At 68.9% G+C, this 15843-nt stretch carries 16 protein-coding genes; 5 read left to right on the forward strand and 11 right to left on the reverse strand.

The features are described from left to right. Nucleotides 1-75 precede the first annotated feature (75 nt). On the reverse strand, nt 76-1599 hold the full coding sequence (locus ACJJV6_RS01465; protein ID WP_407709761.1) for an ATP-dependent DNA ligase: 1524 nt from the start codon (nt 1597-1599) through the stop codon (nt 76-78). A 147-nt stretch (nt 1600-1746) separates the two neighbouring features. On the opposite strand from ACJJV6_RS01465, the gene ACJJV6_RS01470 reads away from it, so the two are divergent. Beyond that, nucleotides 1747-2349: a dihydrofolate reductase family protein gene (locus ACJJV6_RS01470; RefSeq protein ID WP_009357020.1), complete on the forward strand. Its 603-nt coding sequence runs from the start codon at nt 1747-1749 to the stop codon at nt 2347-2349. After that, nucleotides 2349-2948 carry a dihydrofolate reductase family protein gene (locus ACJJV6_RS01475; RefSeq protein ID WP_009357021.1) on the forward strand — a complete coding sequence of 200 codons (600 nt, stop codon included), beginning with the start codon at nt 2349-2351 and terminating at the stop codon, nt 2946-2948. The genes ACJJV6_RS01470 and ACJJV6_RS01475 overlap by 1 nt, the downstream gene beginning before the upstream one ends. Before the next feature lie 115 nt (nt 2949-3063). On the opposite strand, the gene groL is transcribed toward ACJJV6_RS01475, so the two are convergent. Further along, a complete protein-coding gene (gene groL, locus ACJJV6_RS01480; protein ID WP_009357022.1) occupies nt 3064-4674 on the reverse strand; it encodes a chaperonin GroEL in 1611 nt (536 codons plus the stop codon). Between the two features lie 77 nt (nt 4675-4751). After that, nucleotides 4752-5045, reverse strand: coding sequence for a co-chaperone GroES (gene groES / locus ACJJV6_RS01485; RefSeq protein WP_003805290.1), 294 nt, complete (start codon nt 5043-5045; stop codon nt 4752-4754). A gap of 226 nt (nt 5046-5271) precedes the next feature. On the opposite strand from groES, the gene ACJJV6_RS01490 reads away from it, so the two are divergent. Continuing rightward, entirely contained in the window at nt 5272-6189 is a 918-nt protein-coding gene (locus ACJJV6_RS01490) for a DMT family transporter (RefSeq protein ID WP_035752113.1), read from the forward strand. On the opposite strand, the gene ACJJV6_RS01495 is transcribed toward ACJJV6_RS01490, so the two are convergent. Beyond that, nucleotides 6129-6509 (reverse strand): hypothetical protein, encoded by a 381-nt coding sequence (locus ACJJV6_RS01495; RefSeq protein WP_009357024.1) that lies wholly within the window; start codon nt 6507-6509, stop codon nt 6129-6131. The two genes, ACJJV6_RS01490 and ACJJV6_RS01495, sit on opposite strands and share 61 nt — an antisense overlap. A 53-nt stretch (nt 6510-6562) precedes the next feature. On the opposite strand from ACJJV6_RS01495, the gene ACJJV6_RS01500 reads away from it, so the two are divergent. Further along, a complete protein-coding gene (locus ACJJV6_RS01500) occupies nt 6563-7804 on the forward strand; it encodes a class I SAM-dependent methyltransferase (protein ID WP_354175223.1) in 1242 nt (413 codons plus the stop codon). Between the two features lie 26 nt (nt 7805-7830). Here ACJJV6_RS01500 and ACJJV6_RS01505 read toward each other — a convergent pair whose 3' ends face one another. Together ACJJV6_RS01505 and ACJJV6_RS01510 are read right to left on the reverse strand one after the other, a co-directional pair. Then, complete coding sequence (locus ACJJV6_RS01505) at nt 7831-8649, reverse strand: shikimate 5-dehydrogenase (protein ID WP_268743659.1); 819 nt, start codon at nt 8647-8649, stop codon at nt 7831-7833. A gap of 17 nt (nt 8650-8666) precedes the next feature. Beyond that, entirely contained in the window at nt 8667-10103 is a 1437-nt protein-coding gene (locus ACJJV6_RS01510; RefSeq protein ID WP_354175372.1) for a glycoside hydrolase family 3 N-terminal domain-containing protein, read from the reverse strand. Nucleotides 10104-10475: 372 nt separating this feature from the next. Here ACJJV6_RS01510 and ACJJV6_RS01515 point away from each other — a divergent pair, with 372 nt between their 5' ends. After that, the gene (locus ACJJV6_RS01515) at nt 10476-11627 is read left to right on the forward strand and encodes a glutamate--cysteine ligase (protein ID WP_407709762.1); all 1152 of its coding nucleotides are present in this window, start codon (nt 10476-10478) and stop codon (nt 11625-11627) included. Nucleotides 11628-11718: 91 nt separating this feature from the next. Here ACJJV6_RS01515 and tsaD read toward each other — a convergent pair whose 3' ends face one another. The 5 genes from tsaD to alr are packed head-to-tail and all read right to left on the reverse strand — an operon-like array spanning nt 11719 to nt 15794. Next, nucleotides 11719-12807, reverse strand: a complete 1089-nt coding sequence (gene tsaD / locus ACJJV6_RS01520; protein WP_407709763.1) for a tRNA (adenosine(37)-N6)-threonylcarbamoyltransferase complex transferase subunit TsaD — start codon at nt 12805-12807, stop codon at nt 11719-11721. Continuing rightward, the gene (rimI, locus tag ACJJV6_RS01525; RefSeq protein WP_052014048.1) at nt 12804-13262 is read right to left on the reverse strand and encodes a ribosomal protein S18-alanine N-acetyltransferase; all 459 of its coding nucleotides are present in this window, start codon (nt 13260-13262) and stop codon (nt 12804-12806) included. Before rimI ends, tsaD begins: the two co-directional genes overlap by 4 nt. Before the next feature lie 44 nt (nt 13263-13306). After that, nucleotides 13307-13978, reverse strand: a complete 672-nt coding sequence (gene tsaB, locus ACJJV6_RS01530) for a tRNA (adenosine(37)-N6)-threonylcarbamoyltransferase complex dimerization subunit type 1 TsaB (RefSeq protein WP_407709764.1) — start codon at nt 13976-13978, stop codon at nt 13307-13309. Then, complete coding sequence (tsaE, locus tag ACJJV6_RS01535; protein ID WP_407709765.1) at nt 13978-14562, reverse strand: tRNA (adenosine(37)-N6)-threonylcarbamoyltransferase complex ATPase subunit type 1 TsaE; 585 nt, start codon at nt 14560-14562, stop codon at nt 13978-13980. Before tsaE ends, tsaB begins: the two co-directional genes overlap by 1 nt. Next, nucleotides 14559-15794 (reverse strand): alanine racemase, encoded by a 1236-nt coding sequence (gene alr, locus ACJJV6_RS01540; protein ID WP_009357029.1) that lies wholly within the window; start codon nt 15792-15794, stop codon nt 14559-14561. The genes tsaE and alr overlap by 4 nt, the downstream gene beginning before the upstream one ends. Between the last annotated feature and the right edge of the window lie 49 nt (nt 15795-15843).

Below are 15843 nucleotides of genomic sequence, written 5' to 3' on the forward strand. Positions count from 1 at the left end.
CTCGTCGTGCTTCTGCAGTGGCGGTCCTTAAGCGTCACCGTACGCCCGCCGGGGCACGGGCACAAGCGGCCTTCGTCAGGAACGCAGCAGGGCGCGCAGCGTCTGGATGGTGTCGGCTTCGGCGGGCGTTTTGTCGTCCCGGTAGCGCTTGACGCGGGCGAACCGGAGGGCGATGCCGCCGGGATAGCGCGAAGACTGCTGCACGCCGTCGATCGCAATTTCCACGACCGTGACAGGCTCCACCCAGACCGTGTTTGCCGTCCGCCGCACCTCGATCTCCTGGAACCGCTCCGTCTGCCAGCGCAGAAGTTCGTCCGTGAGGCCCTTGAAGGTCTTCCCGACCATCACGTAGTTGCCGGGTTCGCCGAACTCGCCGGCCGGGTCCAGGGCTCCGAGGTGCAGGTTCGACAACATCCCCGTCCGCCGCCCGGACCCCCATTCGCACGCGAGCACCACCAGGTCGTACGTCAGCACCGGCTTGACCTTGATCCAGTTGGACCCGCGCCGGCCGGCAGCGTAGAGCGAGCCCACCGCCTTCACCACCACACCCTCATGCCCGGCGGCGAGCGCCTGCCGCGAGACGTTCTCGGCAACCGCCGGGTCCGCGGTGATCTCGCCGGGTATTCGGTGGCCGGGAGCGATCCGTTCGAGCACGTCGAGGCGCGTGGCCAGCGGCTCATCCAGCAGGTCGCGGCCGTCAAGGTGCAGCACGTCAAAGAACCACGGATGCAGCAGCGTGGAGCGCGCCTGGTCGGCCCCGAACCGTGACATGGTCTCCTGGAACGGCCGCGGGGCGCCGTCCTCGCCCAGGGCGAGGGTCTCGCCGTCGAGGATCACGTCGCGTACCGGGAGGGTGCGCACCAGATCCACCACCTCGGGGAGCCGGTGTGTCACCTCGGCCAGCGTCCGCGTGTAGATGCGCACCTGCTCGCCGGAGCGGTGCACCTGGATGCGGGCGCCGTCGAGCTTGTATTCCACTGAGGCCTCCCCCGTGGTCTCCAGCGCCGCACTAACACTGGACGCCGTTGCCGCGAGCATGGGCTGCACGGGGCGGCCGACGACGAGGCCCACCGCGTCCAACTCTTCCTCCGTCCCGGTGATCGCCACCAGGGCGGTGCCGCCGAGGTCGCCGGAGAGCATCGCCGCCCGCCGGACGGACTCCACCGGCCGCCCGCCGGCGCGGGCGACGGCGTCAGTCAGGACGCCTTCCAGGGCGCCGGTGCGCAACTCACCCAGGAGGACTCCGGCGATGAACGCCTGCTCCCGTTCGGTGGCGGTGGACAGAAGTGTGCGGAGGGTGGCGGCACGCTCCGCTGCGGACCCGGTGCCGGCCGTGCCGAGGAGGCGGTCCAGGGCGGCGTCGACGTCGGCGACCGTCAGGGTGGGTTCGTCGGCCGGGTCCCCCATGGCCGACCGCATCCCGCTCCAGCCCACTCCCACCCGTCCCTGCCGCGGTTTTGCGATGAGCAGGCCGACTGCAGTGGCAATCTCCCCGGGTTCAAGCCGGCGCAGCAGGCCGGCGAGTGCCTCGACCTTGGCGAGCCGGGAGCGTGTGGATGCGACAGCATCAGTGGTTTTCACGAGCTCGTCGAGCAGCATGGCACCAGTCTGCCACGGGCCCTTCCGGGCGTCCGGCGGCTGTCCGCCGAGGCGCCGTCCCGGTTCTGGACAGGGTACCTTCCCGGCTCTGGACAGGGTACCTTCCCGGCTCTGGACAGGGTCCGGGCGGAGTTCCACAATGGGCGGGTGGGCATCATCGTCGCAAACCTGTTCATGACCCTCGACGGCGTCTACCAGGCTCCCGGCGGCCGCGAGGAGGACACCGAGGCCGGTTTCGCCTTCGGCGGCTGGCAGTTGCCGGTGTCCGATGACGAGTCTGAAGCGGACATCGAGGCCGGGATCGGCCGCATGGACGCCCTCCTGCTTGGCCGGAAGACCTACGACATCTTTGCCGCGTACTGGCCGCACCAGTCAGGCGACATCGGCGGCGCGCTGAACCGGGTGCCCAAATTCGTGGTCTCCGGATCGCTGACCGACCCCGGCTGGGCCGGCACCACCGTCCTGCCGGACGCGGCGGCAGCGGGCAGGCTCCGCGAGGAGTACGGGGAGGTGCACATGTTCGGCAGCGGCGTCCTCATCCGTTCCCTGCTGCAGGCGGACGTGCTGGACCGACTCCGCATCTGGCTCTATCCGCTCACCCTCGGGCAGGGCAAGCGGCTCTTCGACGCCGGGACCATTCCCGCCACCTTCCGCCTCGCCGAACCGGCACGCTCCTTTCCGAAAGGGGCGGTGTCGCTGGTCTACGAGCGTGCGGGCGGAGTCGAGACCCAGGACATGCCGGGAACCTGATGGGAAGGGTTATCGCATCCATCACCACCTCAGTGGACGGCTTCATCACCGGTCCTGACGACGGGCCGCGCTACGGCCTGGGCAGGGGCGGCGAACGCCTGCACTACTGGGTGATGGGCGGCCCCTGGACCTACGACGGCGGGCACGAGTTTGCCATGCACGGGCCGGACAAGGAGTTCTACGACGAACTCGTGGCAGGCACCGGAGCGGGAATCGTTGGCAGGGGCATGTACGACGCCGCAGGCGCCTGGGGCGGGACCAACCCCTTCCCGGGGCCGCTCGTCGTGCTCACGCACCGCCTGGCGGACCAACCTCCACCGGAGTCCGGGTTCACGTTCGTTGCGGGGCTGGACGAGGCACTGGAGCGGGCGGCCGCTGCGTCCGGAGGCAAGGACGTCTCTGTTGGCGGCGGCGCTGACGTGATCCGGCAGGCTCTGGCAGCCGGCCGGGTGGATGAGCTGGTGCTCTCCACCGCCCCGGTGCTCCTCGGCGCAGGAAAGCGGCTGTTCGACGGCTTCGACCGGGACGTCAATCTTGAGATCCTGCAGACCGTCAGCTCGCCGTTCGCCACGCACGTGCGCTACGCGGTACGGAAATAGGCGAGAAAAAACCGGCCCAGCAGATGCCGGGCCGGTTTTTGTGTGCGCGGGCCAAGGGCCCACACCGGCGAGGGACCCAAGTCGAGCGAAGCGGGATTTGGGAGCCGGTGGGGATTTAGTGGCTGTGGCCTGCGTGCTCGTCTTCCTCAGCGGCCTTCTCCACAACCAGGGTCTCGGTGGTGAGGACCAGGGCAGCAATGGAGGCTGCGTTGCGCAGGGCGGCGCGGGTGACCTTGACGGGGTCGATGACTCCGGCAGCGATCAGGTCCTCGTACTCGCCCGACTTGGCGTTGAAGCCGTTGTTGGTTTCGAGCTCGGCGACCTTGGAGGTGATGACGTAGCCGTCGAAGCCGGCGTTCTGGGCGATCCAGCGCAGCGGCTGCACCAGTGCGCGGCGGACGATGCCCACAGCAGCGGCGGCGTCGCCTTCCAGCGCCTTCACGGCGGGGTCCTCATCCAGTGCCTTGAGGGCGTGGATCAGGGCGGAACCGCCACCAGCCACGATGCCTTCTTCGAGGGCAGCGCGGGTGGAGGACACAGCATCTTCGATGCGGTGCTTCTTTTCCTTCAGCTCAACCTCGGTGGCAGCACCCACCTTGATGACGCCGATGCCGCCGGCCAGCTTGGCCAGGCGCTCCTGGAGCTTTTCGCGGTCCCAGTCGGAGTCGGTGCGGGCCAGCTCGGCACGCAGCTGCGCAACGCGTGCGGACACGTCCTCGGCTGAACCTGCGCCGTCCACGATGGTGGTGTTGTCCTTGGTGACCGTGATGCGGCGGGCAGTACCCAGCACCTCCAGGCCAACCGTGTCCAGGCTCAGGCCCAGCTCCGGGGAGACAACCTGTGCACCGGTGAGGGTGGCGATGTCCTGCAGCATGGCCTTGCGGCGGTCACCGAAGCCCGGAGCCTTGACGGCAACGACGTTCAGGGTGCCGCGGATGCGGTTGACGATCAGCGTGGACAGGGCCTCGCCGTCGACGTCCTCGGCGATGATGAACAGCGGCTTGGAAGCCTGCAGCGCCTTCTCCAGCAGCGGCAGGAAGTCCTGCAGCGAGGAGATCTTGCCCTGGTTGATCAGGATGAGGGCGTCCTCGAGGACGGCTTCCTGGCGGTCCGCGTCCGTGATGAAGTACGGGGACAGGTAGCCCTTGTCGAACTGCATGCCCTCGGTCAGGACCAGTTCGGTCTGCGTGGTGGAGGATTCCTCGATGGTGATCACACCATCCTTGCCCACCTTGCCGAAGGCCTCAGCCAGGAGCTCGCCGATTTCTTCGCTCTGTGCCGAGATGGCAGCGACGCTGGCAACCTGGGTGCCCTCGACGGGGCGGGCGTTCTCCAGCAGGCGGGCGGCGACGGCTTCAACCGAAACCTCGATGCCGCGCTTGATCTGGCCGGGAGCAGCGCCGGCAGCTACGTTGCGCAGGCCTTCCTTGACCAGTGCCTGGGCCAGGACCGTTGCGGTGGTGGTGCCGTCACCGGCAACGTCGTTGGTCTTGGTGGCGACTTCCTTGGCCAGCTGGGCGCCAAGGTTCTCGTACGGGTCGTCCAGTTCCACTTCGCGGGCGATGGTGACGCCGTCGTTCGTGATGGTGGGCGCTCCCCACTTCTTGTCCAGGACAACGTTGCGGCCGCGGGGGCCGAGCGTTACCTTGACGGTGTTGGCGAGCTTATCGATGCCGGCTTCAAGAGACCGGCGGGCAGCGTCGTTAAACGCAAGCTGCTTTGCCATGGTTTTGTCCTTTCAAGACAGAACCCCGCGCAGCTGGCCAGCAGAAGGCATGACCAGCGGCACGGGGATCCGGGAAGTTACTTTACGACGATCGCCAGGACGTCGCGGGCGGACAGCACGAGGTACTCGGTGCCGCCGGTCTTGACTTCGGTTCCACCGTACTTGGAGTAGATCACGACGTCGCCCACGGCTACGTCGACCGGTACGCGGTTGCCGTCTTCGAAGCGGCCGGGGCCAACTGCAACAACTTCGCCTTCCTGCGGCTTCTCCTGTGCGGAGTCCGGGATCACCAGGCCGGAAGCCGTGGTCTGCTCGGCTTCGAGCGGGCGGACAACAATACGATCCTCAAGAGGCTTAATAGAGACCGACACTCGGACCTCTCCTTTTCGTCAGCAAATTCGTGGACTTGGAAAGCTTTCCGCCCTGGCTGGCAACCGTCGTCGCGGTGCCGGCAGCAGCCTGGCTGGCAGCTCTTCATGTATTAGCACCCTCCTAGGGAGAGTGCTAATGAAGACTCTATGTCCGGGTTAGCACTCGGTCAAGGCGAGTGCCAGCGTTTCGTCTTCAGCGGACACATCCGCCCTGTACATTGAAGCGGTGCGAGCCGCCGTGTACCTGATCCTTGCGAACCTGTTCTGGGCCGGAAACTTCGTCGTGGGGCAGTCGGCCATGAAGACGATGGACCCGCTCCAGCTGACGTTCTGGCGCTGGGTCCTGGCCGCCGCACCGCTGCTCCTCCTGGCGCACTTCGTGGACAGGCCGGACTGGAAAGGGGTGCTGCGCCGCTGGCCGGTCCTGCTGCTGCTGAGCGTGCTGGGGATGAGCGGCTACACCCTGCTGCTGTACAGCGCGCTGCAGCACACCTCGGCCCTGAACGCGTCCCTGGTCACCGCCGCCAACCCGGCACTGATCATGGTGCTGGCTGTCGTCTTCCTTCGCGACCGGCCCCGCCCGGTGAGCTGGCTGGGCATCGGCCTGGGCCTGGCGGGGGTCGTCCTGGTGCTCACCGGCGGTGACCTGCAGCGGTTGCTGACCTTCTCCATCAACACCGGGGAACTGCTGATCCTGGCTGCCATCACGGTCTGGGGCTTCTACACGATCATCGCCCGCAGGCTGTCCCTGCCGGCCATCACGTCCACCGCGGTGCAGGTTGCACTGGCCGCCGTGGTCCTCGCCCCCGTGGCCGCGGTGGCAGGCGCGGGGCTGCCGTCCACTCCCGCGGAAAGCTGGTCGCTGGCGTTCATCGCGGTGTTCCCGTCGCTGGGCTCCTACCTGCTGTGGAACCTGGCCCTGAAACGGACCACCGCCGCGAACGCGGGCAACTACCTGAACCTGATCGCCGTCTTCACCGCGGTCATCACGGTGCTGCTGGGCCAGCCCATCACCCTCGCGCAGGTAACGGGCGGCATCCTGGTGATATCAGGCGTACTGCTCACCAGCGCCGGGCAGCAGCCTCAGCGGCCCAGGTCCTCGAAATCCACTTCCTCGCCGCCGTCGGAATCCCGCGTCCCCTGATTCCTGCCCCGGTACAGCACCGCGGCAGCGCCGGCCGCGGCCAACAGCGAGGCGACCAGGAACACGATGCTTCCGGTCCGTGCCCCGGTATACAGCCCGCGGATATCTCGGGCCTCCTGGGTATCGTCCTCGATGTTGTTGCCGCCTACCGAGTAGACGGTGGCGTTGAACGTGTCCAGGAAAAAGATGATCACCAGCAGCGCCAGGCAAACAACGGCCACCACCGACGCCGCGATCAGCGCCGGGCGGGCGTACCTGGCAGGACCCCGGTCCGTGGGCTGCTGTTCTCCGGACTGCTGGGGGCCTGCGCTGTCTTCCATGCTTTCAACCCTATCGGCATCCCGCAGGACGCTCCTCCACTAGGCTGGAACGCATGCCCAACGCTCCCCAGGACCAGATCGCGCCGCTGCTCACCCCGGAAGGCTGGGACCTGCTGGCCTCACTGGGTCCATACCGGGAGGACGCGTCGTTCGAGCTGAATTCCGCGCTGCGCAAGGCGGGGCACTCCCCCGAGCTGGTGTCCGCCGTCCTAACCCAGTCGCGGCTCCGCACCAGGGCCGAGGCCAAGTTCGGCGAGTTTGCCAGCCAGATGCTGTTCACCCAGGCCGGGCTGGAGCAGGCCACCCGCCTGAACGTTGCAGCCCGCCACGCGCAGCGGTTCGCCGAAGCGGGCGTCAGCCACGTGGCAGACCTGGGCTGCGGGCTCGGCGCTGATTCCCTTGCACTGGCGTCGCTTGACCTCACGGTCACCGCGGTGGAACAGGACGAGACAACTGCCGCCTGCGCCACCGTAAACCTCATCCCCTTCCCGAACGCCACCGTGGTCCACGCGGACGCCACCGCCGTCCCGCTGGACGGGATCGACGGCGTGTGGCTGGACCCCGCCCGCCGGGTCACCTCCACCTCCGGCACCACGCGCATCTGGGACCCCGAGGCCTTTTCGCCGCCGCTGTCCTTCGTGGAGTCCCTTGCGGAGTCGGGCATGGCCGTGGGCGTGAAGATGGGCCCGGGCATGCCGCATGAATCCGTGCCGCAGGGCTGCGAAGCCCAGTGGGTGTCCGTGAACGGGGACGTCACCGAGGTGGCGCTGTGGTTCAATGCCGTGCGCCGCGCCGACGTCCGCCGCTCAGCACTGGTGCTGGGGCCAAACGGAGCAGCCGAGCTGGCCAGCGCCGCGGATTTCGGTGCCGGACCGGCGGCACCGGTGGGTCCCGTGGCGGGCTACCTTTACGAACCGGACGGCGCCGTGATCCGGGCGGGCCTCGTGGCCGACGTCGCGCAGGAGCTCGGCGGCCACCTGGTGGACGAGCACATCGCGTACATCTGCGCCCCCGCACTGGCGGACACCCCGTTCGCGCGTGCCTACAAAGTGCTGGATGTCATGCCCTACAACGTCAAGGCGCTCAAGGCCTGGGTCAAGCAGGAAGGCATCACGGTGCTGGACATCAAGAAGCGCGGCACTGCCGTCACCCCGGAGGAACTGCGGAAGCAGCTGCTGCCCGGCGGCAGGAATGCCGGTAAGAAGGGCGCCGGAAAAACAGCCACCCTGGTCCTGACCCGCATCGGGGAGGACCGGGTGGCCATCGTGGTGGAGCCGGTGGCAACCGGCACCTGAGCCGGCCGGCTATCAAGCCCTGCGGGCTACTGGGCCCGCATGAACTCCTCGGCGGCCCGCACTTGTTCCGGGGTGGGCCGCACGCCCGTATAGAGCACGAACTGTTCCAGCGCCTGGATGGTGGCCACCTCCGCCCCGGTGATCACCGGCTTGCCTGCGGCGCGGGCCGCCCGGATCAGCGGGGTTTCGGCGGGCAGCGCCACCACGTCGAAGACGATCCTGGCACTGTCGATGGCTTCGGCGGGGAACGCCAGCGTTTCGGCGTCCGCCCCGCCGGCCATGCCAAGGGGGGTGACGTTGATGATCAGGTCCGCCGTGCCGCCGTCGAGCGCTGCCCGCCATTGGAAGCCGTACTGGCCGGCGAGCGCGCGCCCGGTGGCCTCGTTCCGCGCGATCACCGTGACGTCCTTGAAGCCGGCGTCCCGGAGTGCCGCCACGGTGGCCTTGGCCATGCCGCCGGCGCCCTGAACCAGGACGGAGTACTTTGTGGGCACGGAATTGCTGGCGAGCAGCTGCTCGATGGCGGTGTAGTCGGTGTTGTAGGCCTTGAGGTGGCCGTCCGTGTTCACGATGGTGTTCACCGAATCGATGGCCTTCGCGGAGGGGTCCATCTCGTCAACAAGGGCGATGACGTCCTCCTTGTACGGCATGGAGATGGCGCAGCCGCGGATGCCCAGCCCGCGGACCCCGGCGATGGCCTGCTCCAGGTTGGTGGGGGCGAACGCCTTGTAGATCCAATTGAGCTCGAGCTGGTCATACAGGTGGTTGTGGAACCTGGTCCCGTTGTTGCTGGGACGGGCCGAGAGCGAGATGCAGAGAGTCATGTCTTTATTCAGAATGGGCACCTGACTATTAAACGCGCTCAGGCGGGGCAGCCGGTTCCGGCAGGGACATTCCCGACGGCGGCGGGCAGCTTTCCGGGTGCCGGCGCCTTTCCTGCCAGCACGGCGGCGAGGGCGTCGAAGGCGGCGTCACTGCGGCCGTAGAGCGCCAGCCGGACCGGCGCCGGGGAGGCCTGCAGCGTCCACGGGGCGTCCAGCGCCACCTCGATGTCTCCGCCGGCGGGCTTCCCGCCGTACCCGATGAGGTTGACCAGCGGCCCGGTTCCCACGCTGAGTCCTGCCCGGGCGGCGGCGGCCTCGAACCGTTCCTTGTCCCCCGGTCCTCCGCCGGCCACCCGGACAGCCCCCGGAACAAGCGGCCCGCCGCACGGACCGGACACCACTGTTACGGCCGAGGCCGAGACCCGGGCCGAAACCGGTGCAGCGCTGCCCGCCGGCGCGGCTGCGGGTGAACCCCGCCGGCCCTGCCAGGTCATCATGGTGGCCACGCGCCGGGCGGCCTCATCCAGCCGCTCCGCGGGAAGGGACCCGGACTTCACGGCCTCGACGATGGCGGCGTGGGCCTGTCCGACGTCGGCGGGCATCAGCAGCAGGTCGGCGCCGGCGGCCAGCGCCATCACGGCGGCTTTGCCGCCGGGATACTGTTTGGTCACCGCACCCATGTTCAGCGCGTCCGTCACCGCCACACCCTCGAAGCCCAGCCCCCGCAGGGCTGCGTAGGTGGGGGCAGAGAGCGACGCCGGGACGCCCGGTTCCAGCGCCGGCACGGCAATGTGCCCGGTCATCACCATCGGGGTTCCGGCGGCGATGGCAGCCTGGAAGGGCTTCCAGTCCCGCGCGCGGAGCTCCTCCAGGCCGGCGGGCTGGACCGGCAGGCTCAGGTGCGAGTCCGCGGTCACGGATCCGTGCCCGGGGAAGTGCTTCACCGCGGGCAGGACTCCGGCGGCGAGCATGCCCTGCGAGAACGCCGTCCCGTGCACGGCGGCGGCCGCCGGGTCCGCGGACATGGACCTCGCCCCGATGGTGGGGTCCGTCGGCCCCATGGTCACATCCGTGTCCGGCGCGAAGTCAACGTTGAAGCCCAGCCCCGCCAGTTCCCCGGCCAGTCCCTGCCCAGCCTCGCGGGTCAGCCCTTCGCTGCCCGCGGCACCGTAGCTCATGGGTGCGGGCCACTCGGTCAAGGGAGGGCCGAGCCGCGCCACCAGGCCACCTTCCTGGTCTACCCCGATCATCCCGGGCCAGGGGTCGCCGTCGGCCGCTGTGGCCTGGGCCAGCCGCTGGTTGATGGCGCCCATGCGGGCCAGGTCCACCTTCCCCTGCGGGTCGCGGGGAACGTTGTCACCCATGATGATGGATCCGCCCAGGTGCAGCCGCTCAATGGTGCCGGCATGCGCCTCCGCATTGGTGCCCTGGAAGAACGGCATCAGTACCTGGCCGGCCTTTTCCTCAGGCGTCATGCCCGCCACAGCCGCGGCGGCGGCGTCCTGGTCGCGCTGTTCCGGGCCCCAGCCCAGGGGCCGGGAACCGGGGTCGGGTGCGGGGGACGCCGTGGCGGGCGCCGTCGTCGGACCCGCTGGCGCCGACGGTGACACGGTGGCGGACGGTGCCGAGGTGGAAGGTGCCGACGACGGTAAAGGGCCGGGTGCGGCGGTGCAGGAGGCCAGTGCTACGACAGAAACTGCGGCTAAGAGTGGGAGGATTTTGTGTGGACTGTCACGCAGGCGTTGAAACGGGGACATCATTACTAGGCTACCCCTGAGCTATAGACTTGAAACACCCGTTCGCCTGCCGTGAGCGGCGCCCGCCCGCACCGGACAGTAAGGACACGCGTGAAGATTGACTTCGCTTCATCGAGGCAGTCAACCCTCGGTGTCGAATGGGAACTCGCGCTGGTGGACGGCAAAACCGGTGAGCTCGCATCCGTCGCCAATGAGGTGCTGCGCGGTGTGGTGGACCGCCATCCCGAACTGAACGAGGACGACGAGCACCCGCACATCAAGCAGGAACTGCTGCTGAACACTGTGGAACTCGTCACCGGAATCTGCGAGACGGCCGCCGAGGCGAAAGAGGACCTGAGCCGGTCCCTTGCCGCCGTCCGGGAGATCACCGATCCCATGGGCGTGGAACTGTTCTGCGCCGGCAGCCACCCGTTCAGCCCGCCGCAGCTGCAGCCGGTGACGGACAAGGCCCGCTACGCCAAGCTGATCGACCGCACCCAGTGGTGGGGCCGGCAGATGGTGATTTATGGCGTGCATGTGCACGTGGGGCTGGACCGGCGGAGCAAAGTCCTGCCGGTGCTGGACGGGCTGGTCAACTACTTCCCGCACTTCCAGGCACTGTCCGCGTCCAGCCCGTTCTGGGGCGGCGAGGACACCGGGTATGCGTCCCAGCGTGCCCTGATGTTCCAGCAGCTGCCCACGGCCGGCCTGCCGTTCCAGTTCCCGTCCTGGGAGAAATACGAGTCCTACGTCCAGGACATGTTCACCACGGGCGTGATCGACACCCTCTCCGAGATCCGCTGGGATATCCGGCCCGTGCCGAACCTGGGCACCATCGAAATGCGCATCTGCGACGGCCTGGCAACCCTGGAGGAAGTGGGCGCGATCGCCGCGCTCACCCAGTGCCTGGTGGACGAATTTTCCACCATCCTGGACAACGGCGGCAGCATTCCCACCATGCCGCCGTGGCACGTCCAGGAGAACAAGTGGCGGGCCGCCCGCTACGGCATGGACGCCATCATCATCCTGGACGCCGCCGGCAAGGAGCAGCTGGTGACCGACCACCTGCTGGAAACCCTGAACCGGCTGGAACCGGTGGCAGCGAAGCTGCGCTGCTCGGATGAACTGGCGGACGTTGAAAAGATCATCCGCCGCGGGGCCGGCTACCAGCGCCAGCGCCGGGTGGCAGCCGAACACGGCGGGGATCTCCAGGCCGTGGTCCTGGACCTGGTCAAGCAGATGCGGAACGGCCCCACCGCCTGACCCGATGCCCCAGGCAAAACCCCTTGCTCTATCAGTTGTGGTCCCTAAAACCCGGGTTTAGGGACCACAACTGATAGAGCAAGTGATGCTTTTAGGCCGGGAGGGACACCGAGGTCACCGGCAGGGACGAGTCCGGGGCGAAGCCGATCCCGCTGGGGGCAATCCCCGCCATCACTAGCTGCGCGCCAAGGGCGGCCACCATGGCCCCGTTGTCCGTGCAAAGATCCAGCGGCGGCACGTGGAGCCTGATGCCGGCCGAGGCACAGCGCTGCCCGGTCAGCTCCCGGAGCCGTGAGTTGGCCGCCACCCCGCCGCCCAGCAGGACGTCCTTGATGCCGTGTTCCCGGCAGGCCAGCACGGCCTTGGACGAGATGATGTCCACCACGGCTTCCTGGAACGCTGCGGCGATGTCCGCCACCGGGATCTCCCCGCCGCGGGCCTCGAACTGCTCGACGCAGCGGGCCACGGCGGTTTTCAGGCCGCTGAAGGACCAGTCGTAGCGGTGCGGGCCCGGCTCGTCCGCGGTGCCCATGTACTTGGGCTGGCTGAGGCCGCGGGGGAAGCGGATCGCCTTGGGGTTGCCGGTGCGGGCCACCTTGTCGATGACCGGGCCGCCGGGGTAGCCCAGGCCCAGGATGCGGGCCACCTTGTCGTAGGCCTCCCCCGCTGCGTCATCGATGGTGGAGCCCAGCAGGACCACGTCGTCGGTGATGCTGTTGATTTTCAGGATCTCGGTGTGGCCGCCGGACACCAGCAGCGCGCCAAGGTTCTCCGGCAGCTGCGGCGCCTTGCCGTCCTTGCCGTCCAGCAGTCCCACACCCACGTGCGCCACCAGGTGGTTGATGGCGTACAGCGGTTTGCCCGTGGCCACGGCCAGGGCCTTGGCGGCGCAGACCCCCACCATCAGGGCGCCGGCGAGGCCGGGCCCGGAGGTGACGGCGATGGCGTCCACCTCGTGCAGGGTGACTCCGGCGTCGGACAGCGCCTGTTCCAGCGTCGGAACGAAAGCGTCCAGGTGCGCCCGGGAGGCGATCTCGGGGATGACGCCGCCGAAGCGGACGTGCTCGTCCATGGACGAGGAGACGGTGTTGGTCAGGAGGGTGGTGCCCCGGACGACGCCGACGCCGGTCTCGTCGCAGGACGACTCGATGCCCAGGACCAGTGGCTGGGTGCGGTTCATGGCTGGTTTCCTTCGTGTGTTTCCTCGTCGCCCATGAGCTGGAGCCGCATGATCAGGGCGTCGACGCCGTCGCGGTAGTAGCGGGGGCGGACGTGGATCTGCTCGAATCCGAAGCGCAGGTACAGGCGCTGCGCCCGCGGATTGTCCGCGCGCACCTCCAGGAGGACGTCCGCCGCGTTGCGGCGGCGTGCCTCGTCGATGAGGCCGGTCAGCAGTGTGCTGCCGATGCCGCGCCCCTCGTAGCCGGGTACGACGGCGATGGTCTGGACGTCCGCGATGGGCTCGATGCACATGAGCCCGGCGTAGCCCACGATGCCCTCTTCGCTTTCGGCCACGAAGTACCGGCGGGTCTCCGGCTGGGCCAGCTCGTCATAGAACATCTGCAGCGGCCACGCATCCACCGGGAAGAGGCGCTGTTCCAGGACGCTGACGGCGATCACGTCGTCTACCGTCATGTCACGCACGACGATGCCGTCCAAGCGGGGATCCGAGGCTGCGCTCACAGGGCCCTCTTCCGGGGTCCGGGGACCTGGGCATCGGATTCCCGGAGGTACAGCGGCGTGGAGTCCAGGAGGCCGTTGCCGGCAGCCAGCCGGGCCAGCGCGAACTGGCCCAGGTACAGGGCGTCCGGCTGTTCGTGCACGAAATCCGGGTCCGCCTGCAGGGTGTCCGCGTAGAGGCCGGCCCCGGCGCCGAAGGCCGGCAGGTCCGGCAGGTCCGCGGCGAAGCCCACGTGCGGGCCGTCCTCGAGCCGGGGCAGTTGCCCCTCAACCAGGGTGTAGCGGGCCCAGTAGACCTCCTTGCGGCGGGCGTCCGTCACCACCAGGAATTCGGCCGGGGCCGCGGTGGATTCCGCCACCTCCAGGGCAACGGCGTCCAGGCTCATCAGCCCGTGCAGCGGCTTGCCCCAGACGAACGCGAGTGTGCGCGCCGTCGCGATGCCGGACCTGAGGCCGGTGAAGGGACCGGGCCCGACACCCACTACCAGGGCGTCGATGTCCTGTCCGGTGACGCCGGCTGTGGCAAGCATGTCCTCGATCCCCGGCGCCAGCACCTCGGCGTGGCTGCGGGTGTCTTCGGTGGAGAAACTGGCCACCACGCCCTCCAGCGCGTCATCGGAGACGAGCGCGGCGCTGGCCACGGCGGAGGTATCGATCGCAAGGATCAGCATCAATTGTTCCCTTCGGCGGTGCCCAGCCCGGGCGGGGCCGGCCAGCGCGGGCCGTATCCGCGCATGACGATGGTGCGCGGCTCGTCCGTGTCGTCTGTGTCGAAGTCGAGGCCCTCCGCGGTAGAGGGGCCCGGGGCAGCCAGCCCGATGGCGCGGTGCAGGTCTATTTCCAGCCGGCTTTCGCTCAGGTGCTCCACCCGGTCGTGCCCCCATTCCACCACCGTCACGGACGAATCCATGGTGTTCTCCAGGTCGATGTCGTCGATCTCCGCGGCCGAGCCGAGGCGGTAGGCGTCCACGTGGACCAGGTCCGGGCCGCCGGGCCGGGGGCCTTCGGGCAGGTTGGGGTGGATGCGGACCAGGACGAACGTGGGCGAGATGATGCCGGCGCGGACGCCCAGCCCCTCTCCCAGGCCCTGCGTGAAGGTGGTCTTGCCGGCACCCAGCTCGCCGGAAAGCACCAGCAGGTCCCCGGCCTCCAGCAGCCCGGCAAGGCGGGCGCCTAGCTCATGGGTCTGGTCCGCCGTCGCCGCGATGAAGGTCTGCTCCCAGTTGGGCAGAGTGCCCTGTTCGACGGCGGTCACGCGGCTCCCCCGGTCTGCAGGGCGGCCGCGTGCCGGCCCCCGGACGTGTCCTGTTCGTTGATGAAGCGCCGCGGCACCCGGGGGCTGATCCGGGTCACGATCTCGTAGTTGATGGTCCCGGCGGCGCGGGCCCAGTCATCGGCGGTGGGGCCGCCGTCGTCACCGCTGCCGAACAGGACGGCTTCCGCGCCCAGCAGCGCGGCACCGGCGGGACCGGTGTCGCCAAGGTCGATCACCATCTGGTCCATCGCGATCCTGCCCACCACGGGGTAGGTATGGCCTGCCACGCGGACGGGGCCGCCGGTGGCGATGCGGGGAATGCCGTCAGCGTAGCCCACCGGAATCAGGGCCAGGGTGCTCCGGCCGGTGGTGTGGTAGCGGAGGCCGTAGGAGACACCCTGGCCGTCCGGTACCTCCTTGCACTGGGACACGCGGGTCCGGAACGTCATGGCCGGCCGGAGCCCGAGTTCCGCGGAGGTCTGGCCTTCAAAGGGTGAGAGCCCGTAAATGCCCAGGCCGGCGCGGACCAGGTCGAAGTGGGTGTCCGGCCGGGACAGCGTGGCGGGGGTGTTGGCCAGGTGGCGGACCTCGGGGTCCACCCCGGCGTCCTCGGCAACGGCCAGGGCCTCGCGGAAGGCTGCCAGTTGCTGGTCCGTTTCGGGCCGGTCGGGTTCATCGGCCACGGCCAGGTGGGAGAAGATGCCCACCACCCGCAGCAGGCCCTGGTCCTGGTAGTCCATGGCCTCGCCCACCAGCTGGTCCCAGGTGTCGAGCGTGGCGCCGTTGCGGCCCAGGCCCGTATCGACTTTCAGATGCACCCGGGCCGGGCGTTCCTGCTCCCGGGCGGCCGCCACAATGCGGTCCAGTTCCCAGCCGGAGCAGCCGATATCGACGCCGGCGGCCACCGCCGCGCCGAAGTTGCTGTCCACCGTGTGCAGCCAGGCAAGCAGCGGGGCGTCGATGCCGGCGGCCCGCAGCGCCAGGGCCTCGGAGATGTGCGCCACCCCCAGCCAGGAGGCGCCGGCTTCGATGGCTGCGCGGGCCACGGGAACGGCGCCGTGGCCGTACGCGTCGGCTTTGACGACTGCCATGACCTTCGCGGGGGAGGCGGCGGCAGCGAGCCGGCGGACGTTGTGCCGGATGGCGTCCAGATCGATCACGGCGGACCGCTCGTGGTGCGGGTCCGGTCCGGGGGCACCGCTGAATTCACCGGTTGTTGCGGGGTAAGTCACCTTAGTGATTCTAGTGCGGGCGGTTCCGGCCGAATAATCACGCGGACCG

The sequence above is a fragment of the Arthrobacter nitrophenolicus genome (assembly GCF_045833485.1).
GTDB lineage: Bacteria > Actinomycetota > Actinomycetes > Actinomycetales > Micrococcaceae > Arthrobacter > Arthrobacter nitrophenolicus.